Source organism: Pantoea deleyi (genome assembly GCF_022647325.1).
In the GTDB taxonomy this organism is placed as follows: Bacteria; Pseudomonadota; Gammaproteobacteria; order Enterobacterales; family Enterobacteriaceae; genus Pantoea; species Pantoea deleyi.
Map to the genome: position 1 here is coordinate 3622489 of NZ_CP071405.1, position 23074 is coordinate 3645562.

Sequence of the window (23074 nt, forward strand, 5' to 3'; positions counted from 1 at the left end):
TCAGAGGATGTCTGCAGCTTTGGTCGCGAGAAAGATAACCACCAGGATAAGGATGATGCCGACGACGCTGTAGAGGATGAGCTCAGTCCAGGTGCCTTTGCCCTTACGCACGTCATGAAACGAAGTGATGACGGCATGCGCCACCGCCAGGAAGGCCGCGACGGTGACCAGAAGACCAAACCCCAGGCCTGCCATCTTGATGTAGGCCATCCATGTATTCCATAATCCGCCACCGCCACCCGTTGTCGGTTGCTCAACATTGGGCAGGCCAGCCCATGCCTGGTTTGCCGTCAATATCACTGGCAACATCAGCTGCGCTGCGCGTAACCGTGCGGCACGGCAGAGCCTCATCAGAAAAATGCACTTCATAGCGGGTATCCTTTCAGTTAAAGAAGAAAAACAGTGTCAGCAGCCAGAGGATCGCCAGCCGGATGAAAAGCTCATTGATCTGCTGAAATCTTACAGTTTTGGACGCGAGCCCACGGTAAGCCTGTACCAGCGACCAGGCAGAAAACAGAAGCATGACAACGGCGAGCGTGCTCAGAATGAGGATGTTCAGTTGTCCGGGAGTGAGGCTGCTGCCGGTGCCTGCCGCCCAGCCCGAAGTCTGTGCGCCGTTCATCGCCATGCCGGCTCCTGTGCCCGGTACTGGCCAGTGACAGAGGCTGAACCGGCATACGGCTGAGCGCGGGACGGTTCAAGGTAGGTGGAAATACCCTGCTTCATGGTCGCGATGTCGCGGGTGGCCTGCTGATAGTCAAAGTAAAAGCGGGCATCCTGATCCTGATTCGCCACCACGCGGGCGCGGTCAAGGCCCGCCTGGACCTGATCCAGCTGGCGCATCACCAGCGCCAGCTCGTCCTTTTCGGCGGCATGGCACGCCATGACGGGCATAACGCAGGCAAGGAGTGCAATGAAAGGGGGTAAACGGCGCATGTACGGTTCTCCCGGGTAACAGATGACGGTGAGAGTGACGCAACCGCGCTCGCCTGACAGCAGTAAAATCTTTATGGATTTCTGAAAATAAAAGCAGATTGTTTCTGGCTAAACGCGTCCCGGCTGGGCGATGATTAACCGAACAGTGGATTCACAACCGGAGCGAAGGGCACATGGACACGACCGAGCAGCTGGGCGGGAAGTATTTCTTTGACGGCATGAGCGTTGATAAAGAAGAGCTGCTGATGTGGCTGATCCTTGATGAGTTTACTAAAACCTTCAGCGGCATCACGGATATTCTGGCCGTCGCCTCAATGCTGGCCAGCCTGCCATTTATACCCGTCTCCGGAAAACTGGATGCCAGGACGGCAACAACAGGCACAAGTCCTCTCTCGATGATAACGCGCAAACTGATCAAAAAACGATTTGCGAACCGCCGCAGGACGCTGACAATCGGTAGCATGATTCGTGGACAATGGGCCTATACAACGAGCGTGGGCGCTTACGTTGGTCGCTGGGTGCCATGGATAGGTGCCGTCATTACTGCTTATGACATCTCCATCATTACGAATAACGTCATACATCGCTACCGACTGATAACGGGTGAAAAGGATTAAGCTCATGGAAACTTCAGTTCAGGTCAGAAACCTGCTTAAAAAATACTTCTGGGAAATGACAGATGATGTCTCACTAAGCACGGGGAACCACATGGTACTGCCTGAAGAGGCCACTGATTTTATTGAAGAGTATGCAGAGAAATTTGGCGTCGACATGACTCATTTTGAGTTCAGAAAATACTTTCCTAACGAGGGGATACGCTTCCTGCCTGACGCCATACTGCCAAAATATATGCGCACGGACCATCATGAGCCTGCAGCGCTTACCGTCAGAATGCTGATTGAGTCAGCTGAAGCCGGACGCTGGCTTTTCCCCTAAACGACACGATGACCTACACAGTCAGAGATAAATGAATGACATTAATTCTGCGCGAAGCACGACATTCTGATGCTTCGCTGTTGAATGAGCTGGGTGTCCGAACATACACCCATCATTTTGAAAAGTACTGGACCCGCAGGGAGGAACTGGATGAGTTCCTTCTGCAGGAGTATTCGTTACAGGCTATCGTAAGCAGCCTGGCTGAGCCTTCAGTTAACTGGTATATCGCTGAGACCCTGACGCCGGTTGGATTTGTAAAAGTCACATGGCAATGCCAGATTCCGGGAACATCACGTCAAGGAACGCTCCTGAATAAACTGTACCTTTCCGAAGGTACAACAGGTAAAAGCTACGGTCAGCTTATATTCAATGAAGTTGCCGATATGGCAAAAGAAAAAGGCAGTGATTTTCTGTGGCTTGAAGTGCTTAAAGAAAATGCTCGTGCACGCAGATTTTATGAAAAGCAGGGCATGGCATATATACGAAATAATTTCTTCAACACTGCTACCCAACACGTCACGCTGCATGTTCTGGGCATGAGCCTGTGAACCTCCTTTTAAGCCCTTAAAAAAAGGCCTGCCCTGCAGCGGCGCAGGCCCTGCGGGCATACTTCCCCATAAACACACACAGATACCGCCTCAAAGATACTTCTTAAACGAAGCGGTGACCACAGCCAGTATGCCGCCAGCCAGCAACGCGGAGGGCAGCAGAAAAAGGTTTGGCCACACGGCCGTTGGCCAGGCCAGATACAGCATGCAGGGCCCGTACAGCGCCGGCCTGATAAAGCGTTTGGCGTGGTGATAGACAAAGCTCGACTCATAACCCGCCCCGTAGCGACGCAGATCGCGCCTGACCAGCCCTTCCACGATGCCGGTGATGATGACCAGCCCGAACAGCGGAATACTGAGAAACAGGATCATTACCCGGATAAAGAAAACCAGCGTCACCCAGAGCGTGGCCTGCAGGTACTCTTCCAGCCAGCTGATAAGGGATGCACCAAAACCGTTGAGCGACGGAATGAGGCCGTTCCCCGTCGGTCCCGTTTCCCTGAATGAGGCCAGCCAGTGACTGATCCCGCTATCCACAAACAGCCAGTGCCACGCGACCTGTACCCAGCGGGTGATGGTTTCAACCGGCGTGTTCATCAGCAGGCTTCGGGTATATCCCTCTGAAAGCCAGTGGCTTTCCGCAACCATGACCTGATAGCTGTGTGTGGCGCCCTCGTCCGGCCACAGGAAGGTGATGCAGGCGTACTCAACGCCGAGGCTGACGAGCAGTGAGCCAGTCAGGATACCCATCAGACTCACCGGCAGATCCCACAGCAGCAGCGTAAACGGGCCCGACTGGCGGGGCTTTGAGGGCGTACTGTTCTGGTTATTAACATCATCATTCCGGGGCATACGGGCCTCCCGGACTTCCTATGTCGCCGCCCGTCCACCACGAATCATGGCTTTGGTAATTTTTCTCCATGGTGTCAGCCAGCTGTTTCAGGCTCGCTGGCATAAAGCGGTCATTGTGGTCGCTGACCGGCAGCGGCATCCGGATTTTCCACAGCCGTCCGCCTTCCAGCAGCGCAAAGGCCTGGCCCTTTGGCAGGTTGATGATATCGGAGGGGCTTATCATCGGCACCTTAACCAGCGTCACCTGATCGTTAACGTTACTGTTGAAGTCCGTGCCTTCACCCGGGCGGGAGACGTCGGTCACGCCGGACGTCAGGGTTTTCTGATATACCCCTACCTCTGGCAGCTGATCAGTCATCAGCATGGCCGTGTTTTTCTCACGTACCCTGAGCATGACCAGGGAGTTAAAGTTACCGATGACCTGGCTGGCTTTGGCCGCATTCCCGATGCGGGCCTCAATATCGGACAGTGTCTGCGTATAGGCCGTGACCTGGAAGCCGGCGCCACCACCTTTGTTGATGAGCGGAATAAACTCATCCCCCATCAGCTCGTTAAACTCATCGCAGTGCAGGTTGATTACGGTCTTACCGGCTTTTTCTTCACCCTCATCACCCAGCCCGAATTTATAAATATGTCCCCCCTCAGAGACCAGGTCGGCGAACATACTGTTTCCCACGGCGGCGGCCACCACCGGGTCGGACAGCGCATCGAGGCCGACGTAGACCACGCCGCGTGACTTGATGATGTTGTGCCAGTCGAGTATGGGTCGCGGATCGTTAAGGTCGGCGTAATCGGGCGCCAGCAGCGCGGCGGTCTTGCCCGTGGTGAGCTTTTCCAGCAGCGGCAGAAGCGAGGCCACGATTTTGTCGAAATACGTCCGGTCATACTGCACTGCACTGCGCAGTCCATCGAGCACCGGGTCCCAGAGCTTTTTCCCCTCAGGACTGCCCAGCACCTGCTCAGACGCCCAGATTTTCGTGCCGTTCGCTCTGCCCTGCAGGTGACGCGGCAGGTCTTTTTCACTGATGCCGGCCTGCATCAGTGCTTCCATGCTTCCCATAAGCGCCGGTGCCTTCTCACTCAGCAGGTTATCGACATAGGTCTCATAGAGTTCGCTGATGTTGGTGACATAACGTAAGATCAGGTTGTAATCAGGGCGCTGGCCAAGGGCAACCAGCGCCCGGGTAATGATGTTGACGAACCGCCATGCAAATTCACGAAAGGCGGCGGAATTCCCCTCGCCGGAGAGCTGACCCGCGACGCGCGACGCTACCTCGGAGATACGGCTGAAACGGCCCACGGCGTTATAGCGTGCGCTGATGTCAGGCCAGCCCAGGTGAAAGACCCAGAAGTTATCCTGACGGCCTGCGCGGTGCGACTCGGCATACATGCGCCGCAGCAGGTCGGCGTCGCCTTTGGGGTCGAACACGATAACCACCTCATGCTCACCGGCGGCGTTGCGCCGGCGGATATCCTGCGTAATCAGCAGCTCAGCCAGGCGGGTTTTGCCGACGCGGGTTGTACCCATGACCAGCATATGGCCCACGCGCTCGCCCAGATCAGACATGACGTTAACTTCATCGGGCTCAACACCGTGATAAACAGAGCTGCCGCCCACCGGGGGCAGCGGCCGGAACGGATTGAGGGCGGAATCCGCCAGGGTGAGCCGGCACAGCCACGGCAGGCTGTATTCCATCTTTTTTTCCAGCTCCCGGGCCATGCGGTACATTAATGAGGGCTGGACGTAGATTTCGCACTCAGGGCGGCGGGCCTCCATCAGCCGCTGCGTATGGCGGGGCGACCACTGAAAACCTTTTCCGAGGAAAAGGTGCCGGCGGCTGACGGGTATCTGGTCACTGGTCAGTGCATAGCGCGAAAGGCGGCGTATATTGCGCCGGTAGCGCAGTATTTTTACCCCCTGCGAGGTGCGCTTCAGGGCCAGCACACCAAATCCCGTAGCGGTTACCCAGCTCACCGAGGGGGCCAGCGCGACAGACCAGGGCGCTATCAGGCAGATGAAGGTGGCACTGCCGGCCACGGTTGCCGAATACAGCTCGACGGCGGGACGGAGCAGCGACTCCATAACGTAACGATTGCTCATGTCCGTCTCAGCGTCTCTGCTTATCTGTTAAATCACCACCGCGACCCGACCGCTCACCGGCCTGAATAATGCCCCGCCTGAATATACGATCACGTACCCCCGCAAACTCCCGGCTGTGTTCCCGATGTAAAAACAGCAGCATGTCGGCCGTTAAGCTCAGCAGTATCAATGCCAGCCACACAGAAGGTAACTGGTGGAACACCCTCATCATCCCGTGCGTCAAAACATCAGGCGTAAAAAGCGGATTTATCAGCGTGAGAACCGGAATGAGGATAATGATGACGGCTGTCGTGGCTGTGAAAAATATGAGAGGCCAGAGAAATACGATCCTGAGCAGGTAAAGAAAGAGGAAGGCCACTAAGATCAGCAGCCAGAGTACAGGGATCATGATGGCGGAAAATGCGTTATCCAACGACACTGACTCCAGAAAGTTACTGACAGCGGCCGGGATGGTTTTCAGGAACATGCGCATAACGGGTTACCTTATAAGTGAACGGGAGCGGGTAAGTGACGGCTGAGACAGCAGCTGGCATGCGTTGCTGTGAAAATCCAGCCACCGGCGGTCAGCGTTCAGCAGCTGAAGCAGGCGCTGACCACTTATGAGCGTGACGTCCGGATAACATCTGAAGGCCTCGCGACTGACTTCACCCGTACGGCCGGTGTGAATGAACAGCCCACGGCACGCTTCATCGCGGACCAGCTCTCCGAATGCAGCGATGTGGCGGGCGTTGATCGAGGCGCCGTAGCGCTTCGCCTGAATCAGCCAGCGCTGTCCGGCTATCCAGACCTGACCGTCCATGCCGCCGTCCCCGCTGTAGCGGGCATTTCGCTTAATCCGGAATCCCTGACGGGACAGTGCCGTGAGCAGCATCTCCTCAAAGACATACGGATTCATTTTGCGCAGCCAGACCATGCGGGCAGCGTCGTCGCGCAGCTGCGGCAGGCGGGCGAGTGCTGATGCCGCACGCTTCTGATAGCGGCGGTGGCGACGCCCGCTGGCGCTCCGGATACCTAAAAGAGAGAGCAGGCACACCAGAAAAAGAGCCAGCGCCAAAGCGACCGCAACCCTGACCGGATGCGCCCTTATCAGCTCTGCAATAACTGACACCGGCATCACTGTGACAGCCCCTTATCGGTGATCAGTACCGGGTAATGGGTCAGGTGCAGACGGCGGGCAAGGTCACCGCCGCTGACCGGCACCATGTCAGCAGACGGCGCAAGTGCACGAAGCGCGCTCAAAGCAGATGCGTCTTTCACGCTGACGACCATGCCTGTGGCACGCATCTGACTGAGCTCTGCTGCATGCCGTGAAAGCCACTGCGTTGAAAGGCTGTCGTCGCCCACAACAAATACCGGCGGCATGCCTGAGAGTTCAAGCGCCTGAGGCGATACCGGGCCCGGACTCATTTCCGGCGTGGTGACGGGCAGCATGTCGGATATGGACAGCGATTCTGGCGGCGCAGCCTGCACAGACGGTGTGCCGGCAACAGCATCTTTATCAGCATTGATGGCATCAAAGTACGGCGCAGTGGACTCGCCGCCAAGGTCACCCACGACAACCAGCGCAGCACTGGCTCCCGCGACGACCGGGAGCAGGCACACGCTGAAAAAAACGTTCCGGATAAGGCTGTTGCGTTTCATCATTTCGGTTCGATCCAGGTAAGGGTGTTACTGGCGAGTTCGGCCGGCGTGACAGACTGCGCACCGGATGTAACCGGGGCAATCTGGCCGAGTCTGCGACGGACGATGGCAATATAGGTCTGCGCCTCTTTACCGCCGGCAGGATGGTGATAACAGCCTGCCGCGTTTAACCAGCTGCCGGGGCGTACTTCGTAACAGGCCCGGAGAATGCGGGCGGCGGCGCGGAGGTTGAGATACGGGTCAAAGGCATCGCGGTAGGCCGGAAAAAAATGCCCGTTCCAGCCCAGGTTGACCTGAGCGACGCCCACATCGATGTTCTTCAGTGGCCAGCGCTGCACGAATCCCAGCAGTGCGGTGAAGGCCGCTTCACGCGTTTCATAGTGATAACCCCGGCCGGCGACGTTAATGGTCCACGGCCAGGGTTTTGTACCCCAGGCGGTTTTGCGGGTGCTCTCCGCCATGGCCAGTGAATAAAGCGACTCCGCCGGCACTCTTTCTGCAGCCGCTATCTGCCGGTAGGCATCCGGAATGACCTGCCGCCTATCGGCCGCCCCGCAGGCGCAGCTGACAAGGCAGGCCAGGAAAGCTGCCTGCTTCAGTACGCCGCGACCTGCCATCCGCTTTCCCCCTGCTGCAGAATGACCGGCATCTGACCCATGCCGTACCTGAACCACAGGCCATTGTCATGATTGAGCGTAATCTGACGGCTGCGGACTCTTTCCACCGGTATGTTGTGTCTGACGGCCCAGGCACGCAGGCCGTCATCGCTGTCGATGCCAACCAGGTAGAGGTCGACGGGGCGGTTGTCAGCCAGAACGGCGGCAAGACGCGCATCACAGCGTGAGCAGTTTTCTCTGAGGAACAGCGCCAGACGTCCCTGCGTGTCGTGCGCGATGCCGGCTGCGTTGGTGCCCATGTTGACCGCGAGCGTTTCCGGGTACAGGCGCAGCCAGGCGGCGTTGACGTCGCGCTGGAAGGCCAGCTCCTTTTCGGTCCGCTGGTATTCGTGTTTCACCCAGAGTTCGGCCAGGCGGCGGCGTTCCGCACTGTTATCGGTCTCAACGCCCAGTGCGGTCAGCGGATCCAGGCCGGGTGACATGATCCCGCGCCCGCCTTTCATCAGCGTCTGATACCGGCTCCAGTCGCTCGCAGACAGGCCCCACTGCTGTGCCTGCTGCTCTGTGTTCTGCTGCGATGAGCTCTTTTCCTGAAGTGGCGCAATGGTGCTGCGCATTTCATAATCCGGCGGCAATGCGGCCAGCGCCCGGAACGACAGTAATATTAACGCTGCAGTCAGTGTTTTTTTCATGAGTTGTCCTTTTACTGAACCTGAACACGAACGGCGCTGCCGCTGACGCTGAACAGTGCGGCGTTGCCCTCAAACGCACGCAGGGTCCAGCCCATAAAACCGTCACCGGGCGAAAGCAGGCGCATCGACGAAATGAGGTCAACGCCCCGGGGAATAACCACGGCGAACGTCTGGCCACCCCGGCGTTCAATGCCGGTCAGCACGAACGGTGCAGCCGGCATCGCCGCGTGCCTGACTGACCGTTTAGTCTTTTTTGGGACAGAGACCACCTTGCGGGACAGCTGCGGTGCTGCCTTCTCAGTCTCAGGGGCTTTGGGGGTCACCGCGGCCTGCTGTTTCAGCGATTCAAGTGCCGCAGCCGACGTCTGAACCGACTGGCTGAGCTGTTCCACCTGCTGCTGCAGCTGCTGTACAGACTGATGATCGCTGAGGCCGGCATCGCTGAGCTGATTCACACGGGTGCTGAGTTTCAGCTGATCAGAGGAGAGGGAGCTGATTTTGTCCTGCACCGGCTCCAGTGCAGTAACCTGTTTTTCCAGCGTTTTCAGCTTTTCCTGCATCGCGGTAACGTTCGAAGACAGCTGGCCTATCTGTCCGCTTCGGAAAGCGGCATCAAGCGTGTTAACCCGGATAGTCAGATTTGACACTTTATACAGAAGCACCGCTGAGGCAGTCAGGGTGCCAAGCAGTGCGGCAACCAGCACGCCGAGACTGACGTGACGGGCTACTCTGCGCAGATCAACCGGCGGTTTTCGGAGTAATGAGGGAACATCATCATGGGCTGGCTCATCCGGAGCATGACCAGTGCCGGTGACTTCCGGCACCAGTTCATCGGGTGAGGCGTGGGTAAGAGACATCGGTGAATTCCTTATGGCTGCTCAGCAGAACGGCCATAAGGTGCAAAATTCACGATACAATGACGATGATTAACTCATCAGCCGGTTCTGAAGATTTAATGGACTTTGCATGTTTTGTGTAAAGCCAGCAGTAATAAAAAATTAGCTATATGAATTGAGCCTTTCAGACTGTTGCTCGTGCTGATCAAGAAATGCCTTCGATAAAGCTGATGTCTTATTCACAAATGGCGTAGCTTGTTGATCGAATTACCTGGTTTTTCGTTGAATCACAGTATGCAAACCATGATGCATCACCTGACGGAATGGATGTGACCAGCCATACAGTTCCCTGATGGCTCAGACTTTCACAGTTCCCGCCACCTCCCACGACTTTTTTTGGAGCCGGACAGGTTGCCGTTGCTGCGGAAAAACGCATCACATCTGCAGATGCTGAAACAATAGTTTTGGTGGCAGACATCCGTCGCCAGACTCCGGACTGGCATGAAAGTATGGCTCCGCCTACCTGATGGCTAATCGCACCTTCAGGGCGACAGGTTGTGTATTCCGCATTAACACTGTCCTGATAGAGAATGCCTCCCGCCGAAATATCACCATCAGCCCTGACGTTGCCACCCCGTATCAGACCACCGGTATAAATATTTTTGTTATTAATAACACGGACCCAGTCATTGTCGGACATGTAAAAACCGCCGCCGTGAGACTCATCCAGCCAGCCTTTGCCGTCACGGGTGATAAACCAGCCACCGGTACTGCGGATATCTCCATTGGCGGTAATGCTGTTCCCCGCAGACATATTACCCCGCGCGTTGACGTCCTGCCCGGTCACGACGCCATTTGCCGAAACAGCGTTTCCGGCGCTGACGTTGCCCCGGCCATTCACGTCCTGACCTGTGACAGTGCCATTTGCCGTAACGTTACTGCTGAAGCTGCCGTTTGCCGCGTTGATGTTTCCGGTGTTGTTCAGGTCATTACCGCCCATGTTGATGCTGGTATGCATGGTGTTAAGGTCGGGTTTGCCGTTCACCGCAAACCGGTAAAGCCGGTCGCTTTCGGCGCGGGATGCACCCAGGTCATCCGTGGTCAGAAGCGCCGCAATATGGCCGGGCGTGGTGTTCGCATTAAAGGTCTGAAGGGGGGCGGACCAGCCCCCCCGGGCGCCGGTCACGGTGCCCGCTGTAATGATATATCCCCCCATTCCTGCGTTAATGCTGACGGAAATCTGATCCATGGCCATAAAGGGCAGCGGACTGCCGTTCTGCGTGTATACCAGCGCCTGCAGCTGGTTATTCTGCGACGCATTACGCACCACAGACGCAAGATACTGCTGGCCGTAGTCGTTGGTTTCTTTGAATCCCGGCTCCAGAAAGCCCGTATTTTTGAGCATGGCCGGGGTCACCGTGACCGGTGCGGTCGACAGCAGAGTATCGTAATACCGGCCCGCGTAGCGCTTCACGGCCTGCGTGAAGCGCGAGGCCTGCGTGGCGCTCCTGAGCCAGTTCTGCCGGGCATTCCAGTCCTGAATCAGTGAGCTGCCCCAGGCGGTTATAAAAACCAGAACAATGAGGGCAGCGCCGGTGCTGGCAAAGGCCCAGCCACGATCGGGATGTATGCGTGAGGACATAGTATTCACCAGATAATAAGGGGCTGATAGAGCTGAATTAATGTCACTATCACGGCGCCGGCGGCCAGCCAGGGTCCAAGCGGGCCACCTTCAGACGTGCGGCGCGCCTGTATTTGCCACAGAGTGAAAAGCAGGAACCCGGTCACCACGGCGTGAAAACCCTGGAATCCCAGCCAGGTGCAGACAGCCCCGGACAGCCAGACATCTCCGGTCGCGGGGTTTTCATAACCATGCACAGCGAGGCTGACAAGGCGAAATCCACTGGCTGTGAGCATCATGAAAATCGCATAAAACAGGTGCTTCAGTAGCGCTGCGCCCTCAGCCCTCATATCTGAATCATGATGCCAGAGTGACGCCGCCAGACCGGCCAGCAGACAGCTGACGGTCAGACTGCGGGGCAGCAGGCCTGTCAGCGCATCGGCCAGCGTCAGCCTGAACAGAAACATCAGAAAAAACAACGCCGGCAGGTTGACTGACACCGGAGCCAGAACGACGGCCGTGGCGGCACACGCATACAGCCAGACAATCCCTGACGTGGCCGTGTCGGCGCAGTCAGTGACCAAAGGATACGGCCGCAGACTGGTGCATACCTGATTAGCCAGCAGCCGGAACAGCAGTACGAATACAGGAAATATCAGGGCAGCAAACTGCCAGGGCATACTCAGGGTCAGCAGTGTCACAGTTTAATTCCCCGCTCTTTTAACAGCAGTTTTTTATAAATGGCATAAATGCGGTTGGCATAGGACTCGCGGGTTTCGTGCCGGTCTTTACGAAACCCGGCGTTGTACGAGCCCAGGCAGTTCCAGCTGATGCCGCACACCTGAAAATGCGTGGCCAGAACCCAGACGCCTATCTGCACGTTGAGGCAGGGTTTCGTCAGCAGATCCTGCGGGCTGCTGATAAAGCCCTTCGCGATGAGCGCCGGAATATGAGAGGAGTTCACCTGCATCAGGCCGTAATCGGTGCTGACGGGCCGCCCGGTTCCGGGCGCCCGGTTAATGTGAGTAATACCCGGCTGCAGGCTGCTCTCACCGATTGCAATCGCCTGAATCAGCAGCGGGTCTATATGATATTTTGCGCCCGCTGCGTCAAAGCAGAAGGCCCGGGCGCGGGCGCAGAACAGCAACAGTAAAACGCACAGCGTCAGCAGCGGACGGGACATGACATCAGCCGTTGTGGGTAAAGACGAGCGTGTTATTGCCCGACCGGCCACTGTCCGCCGTACACGCCTGACCGATGGCCTCAGAGCTGACCTGGCCGCTGCTGAAGTCGGTGCTGTTGATGGATACTGAGCTCGCGGAGCCGGCTGCCATCATGCGGGTGGTGATGTCGATGCAGCCGGCCTGCGGTATGCTCTGTGAAGTCACGGAAAAACCGTTGTTATAACCGTTGGTAGCCACCGGCGCGATAATCACCGATCCGCCATAACTGTTGGTCAGGGTCGCGGTGCCGGATGACGCCGTGCCGTGAACGGTAAACCCGGACGGAGCCCCGCCTTTCTGGATCAGGAAACCGGTCATGGCCGCGCCGCTGCTGAAGTCGTAACCGTTACCGGTTTTCAGCGCGGTACCGTTACTCATCATGGTCTGCAGGCTGGTCACCTCCGTCGCGGCGTCTTTGGCACTGAAGAGTTTCCAGATCCCCCCCACGACCAGTGCGACGACAATGACATAAGCCAGGCCGATGGCACCCTGCTCCATAAATCCCCAGCCCCGGTCCGGGTAGCCTTTTACGTTATCGTTTGGTACAGACATGGTGTGTCCTCAGTGAAGGTTAAGTGAACTGGTGTCCTGGATCTGCATGACCATCAGGATGATGAGTGCGAAGAACCCCAGAATCAGAAGCATGGATAAAAGACGGGTCACGCTGGCCCGGCGGGCAACGCGCTCAAGCGTCTGCTTCAGCCAGCGATCGGCATAATTGCTGATGAGCTCAGCGGAGCCGTCTCCGTCGTCAAGCAGTGACAGGTAGTTAACGGCCTCGCGGCTCGGGAAGTCATAGCCGCTTTTGCGCAGCGCCATGCCGGGAGAGTTGCCCTCACTCATCCCGTCCATCGCCGCCTCAAGGCGCTCCTGCAGCCAGGGCGGCGCAAAGCTGTGCAGCAGCTGCATGGCTTCCAGCCCGGGTACGCCCGCCCCCAGAAGGGCACCGGTGTTCATCAGGAACACCGCACCCTGCAGGTCTTTATATAAAGACCAGGGCAGAAAGTTGTCGGCAAAACGCCGCAGACTCCCGCGCCAGCGGGGAAGCGACCACAGGCTGAGCGCGATAAGTCCTGCACCGGCAACAGCTGACACTGCGCCCCAGCGTTCCGTCCAGTCAGCAAGCCCCTTCATGAATCCGAGCGCACCGCTCCAGCCTGCCGGGTCAGATATTCTGCTCAGCATCGGGATAAGTGAGAGGTTATTGACCCCGAGCAGCCCCCCGCCCAGAACGACCAGCACCAGTGGGTAAACCGACGCAAATACGACCTGACCCAGGATCTGCCCACGGGCGTTGATGAGTTTGTCCGTCTGCTTCAGTGCAACGGGTATATTGCCCGTCTTCATGCCCGCACTGATGAGGGCGGCCTCTTCATAGGGCACCCATGCCGCCAGCACATCCCCCAGAGTCCGCCCCGGCGAGTTATCCCGCAGCCCCTCCAGGCAGTCTTCGGTGAGTTCACGGAAGGGATGCCACTTCTCACCGAAACTGGTATGAACATCGCCAATCATTTTCAGCGATCCGTCCAGCGGCCTGCGGTTTTCCAGCAGAAAACGCATGTTTTCGTAAAACACCTGGCGATGTGCGCCGGTGAAGGTCAGCCTGACGGCGTGATAGCGGCACTTTTCAGGGAGGGACATGTCCCGCTCAGTGCGAAAGCGCAGATTACGCGACATGGGGCACCCCGCAGCGCATCAGCTCATCTTCGTCCAGCGGACAGACAAGGTCACCCTCAAGCGGGTCAACCCGGCCGTCAGCCAGATAGCGCAGCAGGTGCATCACGCGGGTGATCCCGCCTTTACTGACCCAGTACTGACGGGCCACGGCCGGTCCCTGATTCAGCCAGAACTGCATCATCATGGCGTCAGTGCGCACCGCTTCCACCACGGCAATACGCCCGGTGATGCCTTTGCTGACCACGCGCTTCGTGATCGGGATGACTTTGCGGCAGCAGTCACAGCCTTCCGGATTGCGGAAAAAAAGCTGTCCCGGGCGGCAGACGCCGTCCACGGTGCAGTACTTTTCCAGGCGCTCACGGGTATCGCTGTCAAGCTCAGGCGCTTTCTCAGCCCAGGGGATTTTGCAACTGTCACACAGCACCGGCACCAGACGCTGTCCAATCAGACCGGTGATAAGGGACGCATCAGCCAGCAGCTGTCGCTCTACGCCAAAATGCTCCATGCGTCGCAGGGCGCCGATGGCGCTGAGCGTATGCTGGGTAGACATAAAGATGTGTCCCGTTTCAGTGCCGTAAATGCCCGCCATAATGGAATAAAGGTCGCGCATCTCCCCGTTAAGGATGGCATCGGGATCGAGCCGCAGCGCGGAGGCGTTGGCGTTGTTCCAGGCCCGGCTGATGGCCTCAGGCGTATTGTTATCGGGCATGACCGGCGTCTGGATTGCCCCCGGGATGAGGCCCTCTGGCGGGTTTTCCAGCGTCAGCAGACGCTTTTTTCCGCCGGTGAGCGTCAGCCACATATTGCTGAAGACGCGCAGGGTGGCACTTTTTCCGGAGCCTGTCGGGCCGGTCACCAGCACCATGCCTGACGGAAGGCGAAGTATCTGCAGAACGATCCTTATCTGCTCAGACAGAAAACCCAGCTGAGTCAGGGAAGGAATATTTTTACTGTCATCGGGGATCATGCGCATGACCAGGATGAGGCCGTCTGGCGTCGGACGGTGCTCATACCGGGCCCCGAACAGGCCGGACTGACGCGCAAATTTCGCGTTAACGCGTCCCGATTGCTCCCGGCCCGCCACAAAAGACTGTTCGCGCACGTCACACATGGAAATATAAACGGTGGATGCCAGCGTCGTGCCTTCCTCGTCGGTCAGCTCGTCAATGACCTCCAGCTCGCCGTGGATGCGCAGCTGGATCACGGTGATTTTGCGATCGGCGCTGATTTCCATGTGAATATCAGATGCATTCAGTTCCTTAGCCAGGCGGAAATAGCTCAGCACTTTATCCTGTGAACGGCTGACGTCTTTTTTACTCAGTTCATCTTCCGTCACGCCAGGCCCCAGCGAGGCGGCACCCTCACGGCGCTGATTCAGCTCACTGAGCGACACAAATTCGGTTTTTGCGCCGGGATACTGTTTCGCCGAGTCCATCGCCCAGCGCTGAACGGCCGGATCCTGCCGGCGGTTTTTATCAATGAGCAGCGTGACACCCTGTACAGGGTGGTGCTCGGCAAACACAAAGTCCGCGATTTCCTTAGCCGGGATCATCTTCACCTCAGAATGAAAGTTCGGTGTCGTCACTGAGACGCACCACGGTTTCGGTAACGGCCGTCACGCGCTTTGACGTGCCCGGGATCGGGTCGCCTTTCACCACCTCTGCGATGCCGCCGCCGGGCAGCTGCAGGCGGGCGCGGAGCTTTCCGGGGCTTCCATAGATTTCGACCAGCCTGATACTGGCTGGCTGAGTCGCAGCCGGGCTGCCGCTGTCTTTAGCCTGTGCCTGTGAAGCGGGCATCTGACCGGCAGACGGGTAAGATGTGAGCGGTGGCACAACCGCCGCCTGGGACAGCGCAGACGTCACGGCTGTCTGGCTCTCGCGCAGCTGCTGCTGCAGCCGCGCCGTCTGCACCTTCTGCTCCAGCAGCAGGTTCTGCGCCTGCGCGGATTCAAGTTCGCCCAGGGTGACGTTAGGCGGCAGCGGAGCGCTGCCGGCCGCTGTCGCTGTGGCAGCGTTTACCAGCAGCCATGACAGCAGGCAGAGACCCGCAGGATTATTTCTGCGCATAAACGCTCCCCTTAATGGTGTAATTGAACTTCGCCTGCTCGTTCATAGAGATGGCCACGCTCGTCAGGCGAATGCCGGTCATATCCAGCCCCTGAAACAGCAGTTCAGGTTGCAGACGGGAGTTGATGATGAAAGTGAACATACGCCAGTCCTGCGGCGCGGTTTTCATGTCCTGTCCGGGGACCGGGACAGGCGGCTTAACTTCATCAAACTTCACATCAATGTTTCGCCGCTGCAGGTGAGAGATGAAGCGCATGAGCAGTTCATCCGCACCGGGCAGCTTTTCGTCTGCGAACTGCCCGGGGGCAACCCTGGCAGGGATAAACACATCCCCGTTTTTGCCGCCTTCCTGAAGGTTGAATACTGCATCGAGGCCAAATAACTCTTTGACGCGTCTGGCAAAGTCGCTCACCGTAGCGCCCGGCGTGGCGATATAGCGCAGGCGGATACCCTGCTGCACACATTCGGCATCGGTCACGCGCCAGCCGGCAACCGAAGCGTAAAGCGGCTCGCGGGTCAGCCAGCAGAAGCTGAGCATGTCCGGCACCGGCAGCTGATGTGCCCAGGGGTGAGGCGCTGATGCAGGCGCTGCAGGTTTTGCCGGCGTCATGGCCAGCCTTGCACGAAACGCAGCGTCGTCAGCTGCCTGTTTCGCCCGCTCACTGAGGGTGTCTCTGGCATACCAGCCAGCGCCCAGCAGGGAAATGAGCAGTAAAGAAGGAAGCGCAAGCGCGGCCGGGCTCACGCGACGGCTGAGCCGACAGCGTCTGAGCTGCGACCGGGTCAGGCGCGACGTGAAGACAAGCACATCAACACCGTCTTCAGCCCTGGCGGCACAGCGGAGTCCGCCCGATTCGGAATCATTAAAAAACAGAAAGTTCTCGGCGGCGGCCTGCACCTCTGTCCGGGTGCCGGTCACGTCGCCCATGACGGACAGGTGACCGTTACTGACGGCGAGAAACACCCAGCTGTCCCGTTCGCGGCTCAGCCGGTATATGCCCCAGACGTTGCCGCCTTCACAGAGCTGAAACGCCACGGCGAGCGAAAAAAGGCGGTTTCTGGTCCGGACGGGCGAGACATTGCCCACCAGGGCATGCGGGCGGTGTCCGATGAGGAGGTAGTGCGTGTCTGCGGCCCCATGCCGGAGCCACTGAATCCGTGCGTGGGGTTTCTCCCACTGCATACCGGCTACCCAGTCGAGCCGTTTTTTCCTGTCGCCGACCGTGACGCCGGGGCTGAGCTGAGGTGATGCTTTCTTTTGAATTTTCATCATTACTGCCCCAGTAAAACCGGCGTGACCATGATGACGAGCGTGGAGCGGCTTTTCGCACCGCTCTGGCCACCGCCCAGGATAAAGTTGTCAGGCGTGAAGGTTCCCTGCTTGTCTGAAGAGGCGTTCTGCTGTTCAGAGCCGGTCAGCACCAGCGTCTGGCCGGCACGCAGATTGACCTTGCGTGCCAGCCCTTCGGTTGCGGTGTCAGCCACGTCGTTGCGGGTATTGCCGTCCTTGCTGATGAACTGTTTAACATCCGGCGGGGTGGTATAGCTGAAGGCAAACTGCAGCTGAATGTCCCCGTTTTCCTGCACGAACGGGAGCATGGTCATAAACAGGCCGGTCGTGATGCTGGAGACGGTCTGACTCGACGTAACGCCCACGTTGGCAACGGCCGTCGAGCTGGAGCTGGTCAGCAGGCCGGTGCTTTTTGAGAGCTGGTAAGCAACAGGCGTCAGGTTAGCGGTCGGATCGGTCTGGTTCAGCGCCATGGTAACGCTGCCCTGCTGAGCCAGGGCCTTCAGCATCAGCTGTGAGCCGGAAAACTTCGCTGCGCCGCCGTCTGCCGTATCCAGGATAGAAATACCCGCGCTGCCGGCATTGTTCGGCGCACCGGCAAAGGTGCTGCCGAGTGTCGCACCAAAGCCGGTGACGCTTTTCACGATAAGGCCCCAGTCCAGGCCCCTGTCGACATTACTGGTCTGGGTAACCCGGACAATCTGCACGTTAAGCTGAACCTGCCGGCTCAGGACTTTATTCTGATAATCAATGTACCGACCGACCCGGTCCAGCACCTCCGGGGTGTCCGTCACGCTGAGCGTGCCGGTGGCATCGGACAGCCAGTAGCGGCCGCTTTTCGGCGTCAGGATCTGCTCAACGGTTTTGCGGATATCGTTATACAGGTCGCTGTTCATGCCATAGTCCGTTTTCTGATTCGAACTGACGTCGCCTCTGGTGCCGCCGGTGCCGCCTTCTGCGCCCAGCTGCGTCCCGGCACCGGACGTTATCGACGCGGTGCTGTTGACTTTGGTGTTGAGGATGGCGAGCTGAAATGTGCGCGTGTCCTGAATATAAAAATCCACGCGGCCCGCTGAGCGCCGGACGGAGAGGCCCAGCGTGCCGGCCGCGATGTTCAGGGCCTCCTGCGCGTCTCCCAGAAAGCGCGTTCCCTGGAAAAGGAGAGGCTCAGCGGAGACGGCGGTGAACTGCGACTGTTGCATGCCCATCTGCGCCAGCGGAACACGACCGTTGTCGTCCGGAGCCGGGAGACTGCCACTCATCCGGGAGGTGGTCACGCCACCGCCGGCGGACTGCATGAGTGCGGCAGCCACCTCCGGTGAAATGAAGACGCGGAAATCACAGATGGTGTTGATGCGGCTCGCTATCTGCGCCAGCGTCAGCCCTTCGGGGTTATTCAGGACGATCTGACAGGACGGCAGCTTTACGCCGTCCGGTGCCGATATCACGGGCTGTATCGGCCTGAGGTTGACCCAGGGCTTATCCGACCACACGACGGCAGGCTGCGACATATCCAGACGGCTTTTCAGCACGCGCCGGGTTGTGTCAGCCTGTGCGTTGTTTTCTTTTTCAATCGTCGAAACGTCTTTGACTGAGCACGCGGAAAGCAGTACAGCCATTGCCAGCAGCGTCAGTTTTAAAGGGTTGCGTGACATCCGCTGTTCCTCAGTTAAGGTAAACAATGCTCCCCTCCGTCACGCCGGACGGCAGGGAAAGATTCATGTCTGTACCGTCGTACATACGCAGGCGGCCGCCTGATACGGTCAGGACCAGCGCGGACGAGGCAGACTGACTGCGCAGCGCGGCATACACGCCGGGCGTATCGGCGAGCCAGACCCAGAGTCGGCCGCTCTGTATCACGCTTTTAATTCGCCTGTCAGGGAGCGGCACCATCCCGGTCTGTGAGGTTGACACCGGCCCGTCACCCACCGGACGGCCATGGCGCCAGTCGTTAACCGCATCGGCCGTTCTCAGCATGTCGCTGGCCAGAGAGTCCGGCGCGGCACGCGCGGCTGACTGAGAGACAACGTCAGCGGAGCGGCGCTGCGCATCCTCAGCCCTGAACAGGAAAAACAGGGCCAGCGCGATAATGGGCCAGGCAAACCCCATCTCAGCGTTCTCCCGGCGCCGGCGTATCGCTGACCGAAACCAGGCACTGAATGCGGCTGGCTTCGGCAAACAGGGGCTTCTCAGCGTGGCGATACAAATCGAAAACCTGCACCAGAGCCGACTCGAAGTTGCCATGGAACACCAAGGGGGCATCGATGCGGTAATCCAGCGCAACCGGCCATATCAGAACCCAGTTGCCGCCACTGGCGCAGGGCGCTTTTGCCGTCCAGGCGGTGAGCGCCTCTTTAAGCGTGGTACCCGCCTCAGCCCGCCAGGTCTGGCCCGTGGCAGGTGACGTCACCTGCGTACCGGTTGCGTAAGCTGACACGATGCGGCTGTCCGCAGCGGGCGCCGGCGTGACTGCCGCAGAGGGTTTCTGATGAACTGCTGCTGAGACTTCAGGGGCGGCATTCACTGTAGTCAGCGACGCGGCTCCGGAAGCCGCAGACCTGCTGCCGGTGTGCGATGAGCCTGATACCGGGTGCGAAGCAGATGAGGAGCCAGATGAAACTGATGCAGGCATGGGGGTTATAGAACCTGAGATTAACTGAGGGGCTGGCTTCACGGGTGCGGAGGTTATCCTTAAGGAAGTCACTGGCACCTGACCCTGCTGCAGTACCGGCGAGGGTACGCTGAGGCTCTGCGGTCTGAGCCCGGGCGGCGTGACCACGTCGCCGGTAAAGGGGTTTCGGGTAAGCCCGGATGCAGGTGCCTGAACAGATGCGGCTTTATCCTGCACGACCGGTGCCGTATACGGCCTGGTTACCGGTGTGCTGACAGCAGGGCGCGTCGCGGTCAGGCTGGCAACGGGCGCTGAAAAGCTCCGGTACTGGTCGCGTAACTCAAAGCAGACCTCACGGTTCACCTCGTCCACCTTCAGTCGCCAGGCGGGTCCCGCAACAACCTGAAGCGCCTCGCTGAGCTTCAGCGGGCCGATGGTGCGCTGAACGGCGGGCAGCGGACGGCTCAGGAGTTCAGAAAACGCAGCGGTGGTTGCAGAGCACAGTGAATAGCCTGACTCCAGCAGCAGATAGCGGAACCCTTCACCGACCGTGCTGACCAGCTGCGCCGGCATGGTGATATCGACCACCTGATTCAGCGGGTCCAGCTGCGCATCGGCAGGCCGGGTACTCACGAGGGTGTAGCGATCGTAGCGCACCACCTCAGGAGAGCGATTACGGTAGATATCATCAAACCGGGCCGGTATACGGCTGCGGGAATACCCCGACGCGGTGTCTGTCGCGGCTGTATTCATACAGCCTGTCAGCATGACAGTGCAGGCAATGATGCCGACGCATTTTGCGGTCGGTCCGGAAGGTACTGCCATCAGGTTCCACCCCAGGAATAGTCTTAATCAGGACTGCTATTCTGGCTGTGCCATAATCACGAGCAATGTGAAACTCTGTCTGGATATTAAAGAAAAAAAAGAAGATGGCCGATAAAGCATTAGCAATGCGACCGATTAATGTCTAACTCAAATTTAAGAGGGATTTTTTTATGAAGAAATTACTTGTCTCAGCACTGATTTTTGCTTCTCTCGCGTCAGGCCATGTCAATGCTGAGGGAAAAATGGTGGACGTAAGTGACCTAAAGCTTAATCAGAATTCAGGCGGTGTTTATGAGATTGATGGCATCGGAAAAAATATTTCCGGCAAGAGATTGGCAAATATTTTTGTTCACTTCAATCTTCTAAAAGATGGTGTAGTAATCGGTGAGGCTATCAGTGGAGCAAACAACATTGAGTCCGACCAAAAATTTACAATCAGCGCTCCATTCGTCAGTGACAAATTCAAGCCTGATAGCTTTAAAGTCACGCAAATCAACGCTCATTAAAAGAATTTTGCTTCGGGTTCTGATCTGACATCCCAAAGGCAGTTCCTGTCAGTTATAAAAAACGCCAGCTTTGAGCTGGCGTTTTAGTCTCTGAATCATCATGCAACATGGTGATGAGTATGAGTCACGTCTCCACGACCAGCCAGAAGGCCATCCACTGATATATCTTCATCGAGTACATCCCAGTGAATGCCCCGCTTACTCAGCTCAAAGTCGTTTCTGTCGTGCTCTGATGCGTTGAGAAGTTTTGGAAACCAAACCAGTGGCACTCCCACAGTTCTTCCATCGCTCAGCTCAACCCACATAGTGCTTTCGTCGAACTTTACCGTTTTAGCTGAAATAGTCATTCCAGGCCTCCACAAAAAGCGTCTGGTTATCTTTAACCAGCTTTGTTAACTCTCTGAGCGTTCTTGAATCAAATCCATCATTAGTACTCAGCCGGACTTCACTCTGCGTCCAGAATTTAGCTTCACCCTCAGCACTGCGAACATGAATATGCGCAGGCTCGAGGGGGTTACCTTCGTTTGAATAAAAGAAAAATTTGAATCCGCGTACTCTGAGTATAACGGGCATAAACGTTTTACCCTGTGCATGGCTCGATTATGGTGAATAAAAAAGCGCCAGTCAAACTGGCGCTCCTGAAGGTTTAACTTAATGAATCCTTTACGAAATTGCATAAATGGCTTTGCGGCAGACGCCATAACCGTGTCCGAGGAACGGTATATCATCGTCAAAGTCCATTGGCGGCTCGTTCGCCGGATTTCTGGGAGCCGACTGTTGTGGCTGAGAAGGCTGTGGCTGCTGTGGCTGGCCCCATCCACTCTGCTGGCCTGAAGGCTTATTGTTTCCACTGGTATTGGTGCTGTTTTTCGCCCCGCCCAGCATCTGCATCGTTCCGTTTACGCCCACAATTACTTCAGTCGTATAACGCGTAGTTCCCGCGTTATCTTCCCATTTGCGGGTTTTCAGCTGACCTTCAATATAGACCTGTGAACCCTTACGCAGGTATTCACCGGCAACTTCAGCCAGCTTCCCAAACAGCACGACGCGATGCCATTCGGTTATTTCCCGGTTTTCACCGGTCTGTTTGTCACGCCAGGTTTCGGAAGTGGCCAGCGAAAGACCGGTCACTGCTTTACCGCCAGGCATATAACGAACTTCGGGGTCCTGACCGAGATTACCGACCAGGATAACTTTGTTGACGCCGCGTGCGGACATAATGAATTCCTCTTAGAAATGGGGTTGAGAGGAACACACCCGTCGGGATGTGTTCCGACGGTGTGTCCGTGACGCTTTAGAAAGATTCCGGATCGTAAGCCTTCTGCGTGGCCGGACCGGTTTCTGGCGTCTGTGAAGCGTTAGGGGCCTTGTAAACGACATCCTGACCCTTTTTGATGAAGTCGACCTTTATCAGGCGCGCCTTCAGTGAGGGACGGGATTCACCGGCATGATCACCGCTTTGAAGGGTGAACACGTCGGCTTTCAGGCCGCTGAGGACAAACCCAATCAGGATTTTTTCCTCTTCATCGACCGCTTTGTGACAGCGGTTAATGAGCCTGGTTGCTTCTACACCCGCGACGGTGACGTCAAAACGCGTGTAGGAGGCATTGTCAGTCGGACCGGTCAGGGCATTGACCACGGCGCAGGTAAATTCGCCGTTAGCGCCCTGAACGCGGCGTATTGTACTGAGATAGCCGATGCCGCTGACGTTGAGGTTGAAATACTCTTTCTCTTTAGGGCTGTTACCTGATGTACCGGCAGCAGCTGAGGCATTATTTGAAGCAGGGGTATTTGCAGTTGCAGTCATGGTGTTATCTCCGGAGTAAAACGAAACAGGGTGCGGAGAAACATCAGTCCCGTGCGGGAGAGAGTTTCCCGCACGGGGTCAGCAGTGAATGCCGACAGGCTGTATTGGTGAAATGGACCTTAACCCGGATTACAGGTCCCTGTTTGCAAAGGTTAAACAGGTTTTAACCGCCCGAAAGCGCCATCTCTCAGGTTGTGATGGCATTGGCATGTGATTACCCGAAAGCGTTCCTCTCAAATCACCGGAACATTGGCAGTTGTCGGAAGGACAACGGTTAGCCTCTTT

General features: G+C 57.4%; 30 protein-coding genes. 4 read left to right on the forward strand and 26 right to left on the reverse strand.

Annotated elements, in window-relative coordinates; translation table 11 throughout:
- Genes J1C59_RS17020 through J1C59_RS17030 form a run of 3 tightly spaced genes read right to left on the reverse strand, consistent with a single transcriptional unit; the run spans position 1 to position 936 of the window.
- Entirely contained in the window at positions 1-369 is a 369-nt protein-coding gene (locus J1C59_RS17020; protein WP_128084544.1) for a TIGR03745 family integrating conjugative element membrane protein, read from the reverse strand.
- A gap of 13 nt (positions 370-382) precedes the next feature.
- Positions 383-628 carry a TIGR03758 family integrating conjugative element protein gene (locus tag J1C59_RS17025; protein WP_162287373.1) on the reverse strand — a complete coding sequence of 82 codons (246 nt, stop codon included), beginning with the start codon at positions 626-628 and terminating at the stop codon, positions 383-385.
- Positions 619-936, reverse strand: a complete 318-nt coding sequence (locus J1C59_RS17030; RefSeq protein WP_128084545.1) for an integrative conjugative element protein, RAQPRD family — start codon at positions 934-936, stop codon at positions 619-621. The genes J1C59_RS17025 and J1C59_RS17030 overlap by 10 nt, the downstream gene beginning before the upstream one ends.
- 173 nt (positions 937-1109) lie before the next feature.
- Between J1C59_RS17030 and J1C59_RS17035 the strand changes: the two genes are divergently transcribed.
- The 3 genes from J1C59_RS17035 to J1C59_RS17045 are packed head-to-tail and all read left to right on the forward strand — an operon-like array spanning position 1110 to position 2420.
- A complete protein-coding gene (locus J1C59_RS17035) occupies positions 1110-1553 on the forward strand; it encodes an STM2901 family protein (protein ID WP_128084546.1) in 444 nt (147 codons plus the stop codon).
- Between the two features lie 4 nt (positions 1554-1557).
- Positions 1558-1872: a DUF1493 family protein gene (locus tag J1C59_RS17040; RefSeq protein WP_128084547.1), complete on the forward strand. Its 315-nt coding sequence runs from the start codon at positions 1558-1560 to the stop codon at positions 1870-1872.
- A 35-nt stretch (positions 1873-1907) separates the two neighbouring features.
- On the forward strand, positions 1908-2420 hold the full coding sequence (locus J1C59_RS17045; protein ID WP_128084548.1) for a GNAT family N-acetyltransferase: 513 nt from the start codon (positions 1908-1910) through the stop codon (positions 2418-2420).
- A gap of 90 nt (positions 2421-2510) precedes the next feature.
- Here the strand turns inward: J1C59_RS17045 and J1C59_RS17050 are convergent, their stop codons facing one another.
- From J1C59_RS17050 to pilL2, 19 genes are all read right to left on the reverse strand, one after another.
- Complete coding sequence (locus tag J1C59_RS17050) at positions 2511-3272, reverse strand: TIGR03747 family integrating conjugative element membrane protein (RefSeq protein WP_128084549.1); 762 nt, start codon at positions 3270-3272, stop codon at positions 2511-2513.
- Positions 3259-5373 (reverse strand): type IV conjugative transfer system coupling protein TraD, encoded by a 2115-nt coding sequence (gene traD, locus J1C59_RS17055; protein WP_128084550.1) that lies wholly within the window; start codon positions 5371-5373, stop codon positions 3259-3261. Before traD ends, J1C59_RS17050 begins: the two co-directional genes overlap by 14 nt.
- A gap of 7 nt (positions 5374-5380) precedes the next feature.
- Positions 5381-5845, reverse strand: coding sequence for a hypothetical protein (locus J1C59_RS17060; protein ID WP_128084551.1), 465 nt, complete (start codon positions 5843-5845; stop codon positions 5381-5383).
- A 6-nt stretch (positions 5846-5851) separates the two neighbouring features.
- Positions 5852-6487: a restriction endonuclease gene (locus tag J1C59_RS17065; RefSeq protein WP_128084587.1), complete on the reverse strand. Its 636-nt coding sequence runs from the start codon at positions 6485-6487 to the stop codon at positions 5852-5854.
- A complete protein-coding gene (locus J1C59_RS17070) occupies positions 6487-7017 on the reverse strand; it encodes an integrating conjugative element protein (RefSeq protein ID WP_128084552.1) in 531 nt (176 codons plus the stop codon). Before J1C59_RS17070 ends, J1C59_RS17065 begins: the two co-directional genes overlap by 1 nt.
- Positions 7014-7631, reverse strand: coding sequence for a lysozyme family protein (locus J1C59_RS17075; RefSeq protein ID WP_128084553.1), 618 nt, complete (start codon positions 7629-7631; stop codon positions 7014-7016). The genes J1C59_RS17070 and J1C59_RS17075 overlap by 4 nt, the downstream gene beginning before the upstream one ends.
- Positions 7610-8323 carry a TIGR03759 family integrating conjugative element protein gene (locus J1C59_RS17080; protein ID WP_128084554.1) on the reverse strand — a complete coding sequence of 238 codons (714 nt, stop codon included), beginning with the start codon at positions 8321-8323 and terminating at the stop codon, positions 7610-7612. The genes J1C59_RS17075 and J1C59_RS17080 overlap by 22 nt, the downstream gene beginning before the upstream one ends.
- An 11-nt stretch (positions 8324-8334) precedes the next feature.
- Entirely contained in the window at positions 8335-9180 is an 846-nt protein-coding gene (locus tag J1C59_RS17085) for a plasmid transfer protein (RefSeq protein ID WP_242281346.1), read from the reverse strand.
- A 214-nt stretch (positions 9181-9394) separates the two neighbouring features.
- The gene (gene pilV, locus J1C59_RS17090; protein WP_128084555.1) at positions 9395-10801 is read right to left on the reverse strand and encodes a shufflon system plasmid conjugative transfer pilus tip adhesin PilV; all 1407 of its coding nucleotides are present in this window, start codon (positions 10799-10801) and stop codon (positions 9395-9397) included.
- A 5-nt stretch (positions 10802-10806) separates the two neighbouring features.
- Positions 10807-11481: an A24 family peptidase gene (locus tag J1C59_RS17095; protein ID WP_128084556.1), complete on the reverse strand. Its 675-nt coding sequence runs from the start codon at positions 11479-11481 to the stop codon at positions 10807-10809.
- Positions 11478-11963 (reverse strand): lytic transglycosylase domain-containing protein, encoded by a 486-nt coding sequence (locus J1C59_RS17100; protein WP_128084557.1) that lies wholly within the window; start codon positions 11961-11963, stop codon positions 11478-11480. The genes J1C59_RS17095 and J1C59_RS17100 overlap by 4 nt, the downstream gene beginning before the upstream one ends.
- A gap of 4 nt (positions 11964-11967) precedes the next feature.
- Positions 11968-12555, reverse strand: coding sequence for a type 4 pilus major pilin (locus tag J1C59_RS17105; protein WP_128084558.1), 588 nt, complete (start codon positions 12553-12555; stop codon positions 11968-11970).
- A 9-nt stretch (positions 12556-12564) separates the two neighbouring features.
- Positions 12565-13680 carry a type II secretion system F family protein gene (locus J1C59_RS17110; protein ID WP_128084559.1) on the reverse strand — a complete coding sequence of 372 codons (1116 nt, stop codon included), beginning with the start codon at positions 13678-13680 and terminating at the stop codon, positions 12565-12567.
- Complete coding sequence (locus tag J1C59_RS17115; RefSeq protein ID WP_140916785.1) at positions 13670-15232, reverse strand: GspE/PulE family protein; 1563 nt, start codon at positions 15230-15232, stop codon at positions 13670-13672. Before J1C59_RS17115 ends, J1C59_RS17110 begins: the two co-directional genes overlap by 11 nt.
- 7 nt (positions 15233-15239) lie before the next feature.
- Positions 15240-15749 (reverse strand): type IV pilus biogenesis protein PilP, encoded by a 510-nt coding sequence (pilP, locus tag J1C59_RS17120; RefSeq protein ID WP_128084560.1) that lies wholly within the window; start codon positions 15747-15749, stop codon positions 15240-15242.
- Positions 15736-17019 carry a type 4b pilus protein PilO2 gene (gene pilO2 / locus J1C59_RS17125; protein ID WP_128084589.1) on the reverse strand — a complete coding sequence of 428 codons (1284 nt, stop codon included), beginning with the start codon at positions 17017-17019 and terminating at the stop codon, positions 15736-15738. The genes pilP and pilO2 overlap by 14 nt, the downstream gene beginning before the upstream one ends.
- A gap of 2 nt (positions 17020-17021) precedes the next feature.
- Complete coding sequence (gene pilN / locus J1C59_RS17130; protein ID WP_128084561.1) at positions 17022-18695, reverse strand: PilN family type IVB pilus formation outer membrane protein; 1674 nt, start codon at positions 18693-18695, stop codon at positions 17022-17024.
- Positions 18696-18705: 10 nt separating this feature from the next.
- Positions 18706-19149 carry a type IV pilus biogenesis protein PilM gene (gene pilM / locus J1C59_RS17135; RefSeq protein WP_128084562.1) on the reverse strand — a complete coding sequence of 148 codons (444 nt, stop codon included), beginning with the start codon at positions 19147-19149 and terminating at the stop codon, positions 18706-18708.
- 1 nt (position 19150) lies between these two features.
- Positions 19151-20476: a PFGI-1 class ICE element type IV pilus protein PilL2 gene (pilL2, locus tag J1C59_RS17140; protein WP_128084563.1), complete on the reverse strand. Its 1326-nt coding sequence runs from the start codon at positions 20474-20476 to the stop codon at positions 19151-19153.
- A 170-nt stretch (positions 20477-20646) separates the two neighbouring features.
- Here pilL2 and J1C59_RS17145 point away from each other — a divergent pair, with 170 nt between their 5' ends.
- Entirely contained in the window at positions 20647-20982 is a 336-nt protein-coding gene (locus J1C59_RS17145; RefSeq protein ID WP_242281347.1) for an FxLYD domain-containing protein, read from the forward strand.
- Positions 20983-21080: 98 nt separating this feature from the next.
- On the opposite strand, the gene J1C59_RS17150 is transcribed toward J1C59_RS17145, so the two are convergent.
- The 4 genes from J1C59_RS17150 to J1C59_RS17165 all read right to left on the reverse strand — a co-directional run bounded on the left by J1C59_RS17150 (position 21081) and on the right by J1C59_RS17165 (position 22789).
- On the reverse strand, positions 21081-21329 hold the full coding sequence (locus J1C59_RS17150) for a DUF2442 domain-containing protein (RefSeq protein ID WP_128084564.1): 249 nt from the start codon (positions 21327-21329) through the stop codon (positions 21081-21083).
- Entirely contained in the window at positions 21313-21555 is a 243-nt protein-coding gene (locus J1C59_RS17155) for a DUF4160 domain-containing protein (protein WP_128084565.1), read from the reverse strand. Before J1C59_RS17155 ends, J1C59_RS17150 begins: the two co-directional genes overlap by 17 nt.
- A gap of 90 nt (positions 21556-21645) precedes the next feature.
- On the reverse strand, positions 21646-22200 hold the full coding sequence (locus tag J1C59_RS17160) for a single-stranded DNA-binding protein (protein WP_069025677.1): 555 nt from the start codon (positions 22198-22200) through the stop codon (positions 21646-21648).
- A 76-nt stretch (positions 22201-22276) separates the two neighbouring features.
- On the reverse strand, positions 22277-22789 hold the full coding sequence (locus J1C59_RS17165) for an STY4534 family ICE replication protein (RefSeq protein WP_128084566.1): 513 nt from the start codon (positions 22787-22789) through the stop codon (positions 22277-22279).
- Positions 22790-23074 lie beyond the last annotated feature (285 nt).

Excerpts from the sequence above, each read along its gene's own strand:
- J1C59_RS17025 (WP_162287373.1), bottom strand. The coding sequence starts at position 628 with ATGGCGATGAACGGCGCACAGACTTCGGGCTGGGCGGCAGGCACCGGC.
- J1C59_RS17150 (WP_128084564.1), bottom strand. The coding sequence starts at position 21,329 with ATGACTATTTCAGCTAAAACGGTAAAGTTCGACGAAAGCACTATGTGG.
- traD (WP_128084550.1), bottom strand. The coding sequence starts at position 5,373 with ATGAGCAATCGTTACGTTATGGAGTCGCTGCTCCGTCCCGCCGTCGAG.
- J1C59_RS17020 (WP_128084544.1), bottom strand. The coding sequence starts at position 369 with ATGAAGTGCATTTTTCTGATGAGGCTCTGCCGTGCCGCACGGTTACGC.
- J1C59_RS17160 (WP_069025677.1), bottom strand. The coding sequence starts at position 22,200 with ATGTCCGCACGCGGCGTCAACAAAGTTATCCTGGTCGGTAATCTCGGT.
- J1C59_RS17155 (WP_128084565.1), bottom strand. The coding sequence starts at position 21,555 with ATGCCCGTTATACTCAGAGTACGCGGATTCAAATTTTTCTTTTATTCA.
- J1C59_RS17110 (WP_128084559.1), bottom strand. The coding sequence starts at position 13,680 with ATGTCGCGTAATCTGCGCTTTCGCACTGAGCGGGACATGTCCCTCCCT.
- pilV (WP_128084555.1), bottom strand. The coding sequence starts at position 10,801 with ATGTCCTCACGCATACATCCCGATCGTGGCTGGGCCTTTGCCAGCACC.
- J1C59_RS17105 (WP_128084558.1), bottom strand. The coding sequence starts at position 12,555 with ATGTCTGTACCAAACGATAACGTAAAAGGCTACCCGGACCGGGGCTGG.
- J1C59_RS17165 (WP_128084566.1), bottom strand. The coding sequence starts at position 22,789 with ATGACTGCAACTGCAAATACCCCTGCTTCAAATAATGCCTCAGCTGCT.
- J1C59_RS17075 (WP_128084553.1), bottom strand. The coding sequence starts at position 7,631 with ATGGCAGGTCGCGGCGTACTGAAGCAGGCAGCTTTCCTGGCCTGCCTT.
- pilO2 (WP_128084589.1), bottom strand. The coding sequence starts at position 17,019 with ATGAAAATTCAAAAGAAAGCATCACCTCAGCTCAGCCCCGGCGTCACG.
- J1C59_RS17045 (WP_128084548.1), top strand. The coding sequence starts at position 1,908 with ATGACATTAATTCTGCGCGAAGCACGACATTCTGATGCTTCGCTGTTG.
- pilM (WP_128084562.1), bottom strand. The coding sequence starts at position 19,149 with ATGGGGTTTGCCTGGCCCATTATCGCGCTGGCCCTGTTTTTCCTGTTC.
- J1C59_RS17080 (WP_128084554.1), bottom strand. The coding sequence starts at position 8,323 with ATGAAAAAAACACTGACTGCAGCGTTAATATTACTGTCGTTCCGGGCG.
- J1C59_RS17115 (WP_140916785.1), bottom strand. The coding sequence starts at position 15,232 with ATGATCCCGGCTAAGGAAATCGCGGACTTTGTGTTTGCCGAGCACCAC.
- J1C59_RS17085 (WP_242281346.1), bottom strand. The coding sequence starts at position 9,180 with ATGTCTCTTACCCACGCCTCACCCGATGAACTGGTGCCGGAAGTCACC.
- J1C59_RS17040 (WP_128084547.1), top strand. The coding sequence starts at position 1,558 with ATGGAAACTTCAGTTCAGGTCAGAAACCTGCTTAAAAAATACTTCTGG.
- pilP (WP_128084560.1), bottom strand. The coding sequence starts at position 15,749 with ATGCGCAGAAATAATCCTGCGGGTCTCTGCCTGCTGTCATGGCTGCTG.
- J1C59_RS17100 (WP_128084557.1), bottom strand. The coding sequence starts at position 11,963 with ATGTCCCGTCCGCTGCTGACGCTGTGCGTTTTACTGTTGCTGTTCTGC.
- pilN (WP_128084561.1), bottom strand. The coding sequence starts at position 18,695 with ATGTCACGCAACCCTTTAAAACTGACGCTGCTGGCAATGGCTGTACTG.
- J1C59_RS17070 (WP_128084552.1), bottom strand. The coding sequence starts at position 7,017 with ATGATGAAACGCAACAGCCTTATCCGGAACGTTTTTTTCAGCGTGTGC.
- pilL2 (WP_128084563.1), bottom strand. The coding sequence starts at position 20,476 with ATGGCAGTACCTTCCGGACCGACCGCAAAATGCGTCGGCATCATTGCC.
- J1C59_RS17030 (WP_128084545.1), bottom strand. The coding sequence starts at position 936 with ATGCGCCGTTTACCCCCTTTCATTGCACTCCTTGCCTGCGTTATGCCC.
- J1C59_RS17035 (WP_128084546.1), top strand. The coding sequence starts at position 1,110 with ATGGACACGACCGAGCAGCTGGGCGGGAAGTATTTCTTTGACGGCATG.
- J1C59_RS17060 (WP_128084551.1), bottom strand. The coding sequence starts at position 5,845 with ATGCGCATGTTCCTGAAAACCATCCCGGCCGCTGTCAGTAACTTTCTG.
- J1C59_RS17065 (WP_128084587.1), bottom strand. The coding sequence starts at position 6,487 with ATGCCGGTGTCAGTTATTGCAGAGCTGATAAGGGCGCATCCGGTCAGG.
- J1C59_RS17145 (WP_242281347.1), top strand. The coding sequence starts at position 20,647 with ATGAAGAAATTACTTGTCTCAGCACTGATTTTTGCTTCTCTCGCGTCA.
- J1C59_RS17050 (WP_128084549.1), bottom strand. The coding sequence starts at position 3,272 with ATGCCCCGGAATGATGATGTTAATAACCAGAACAGTACGCCCTCAAAG.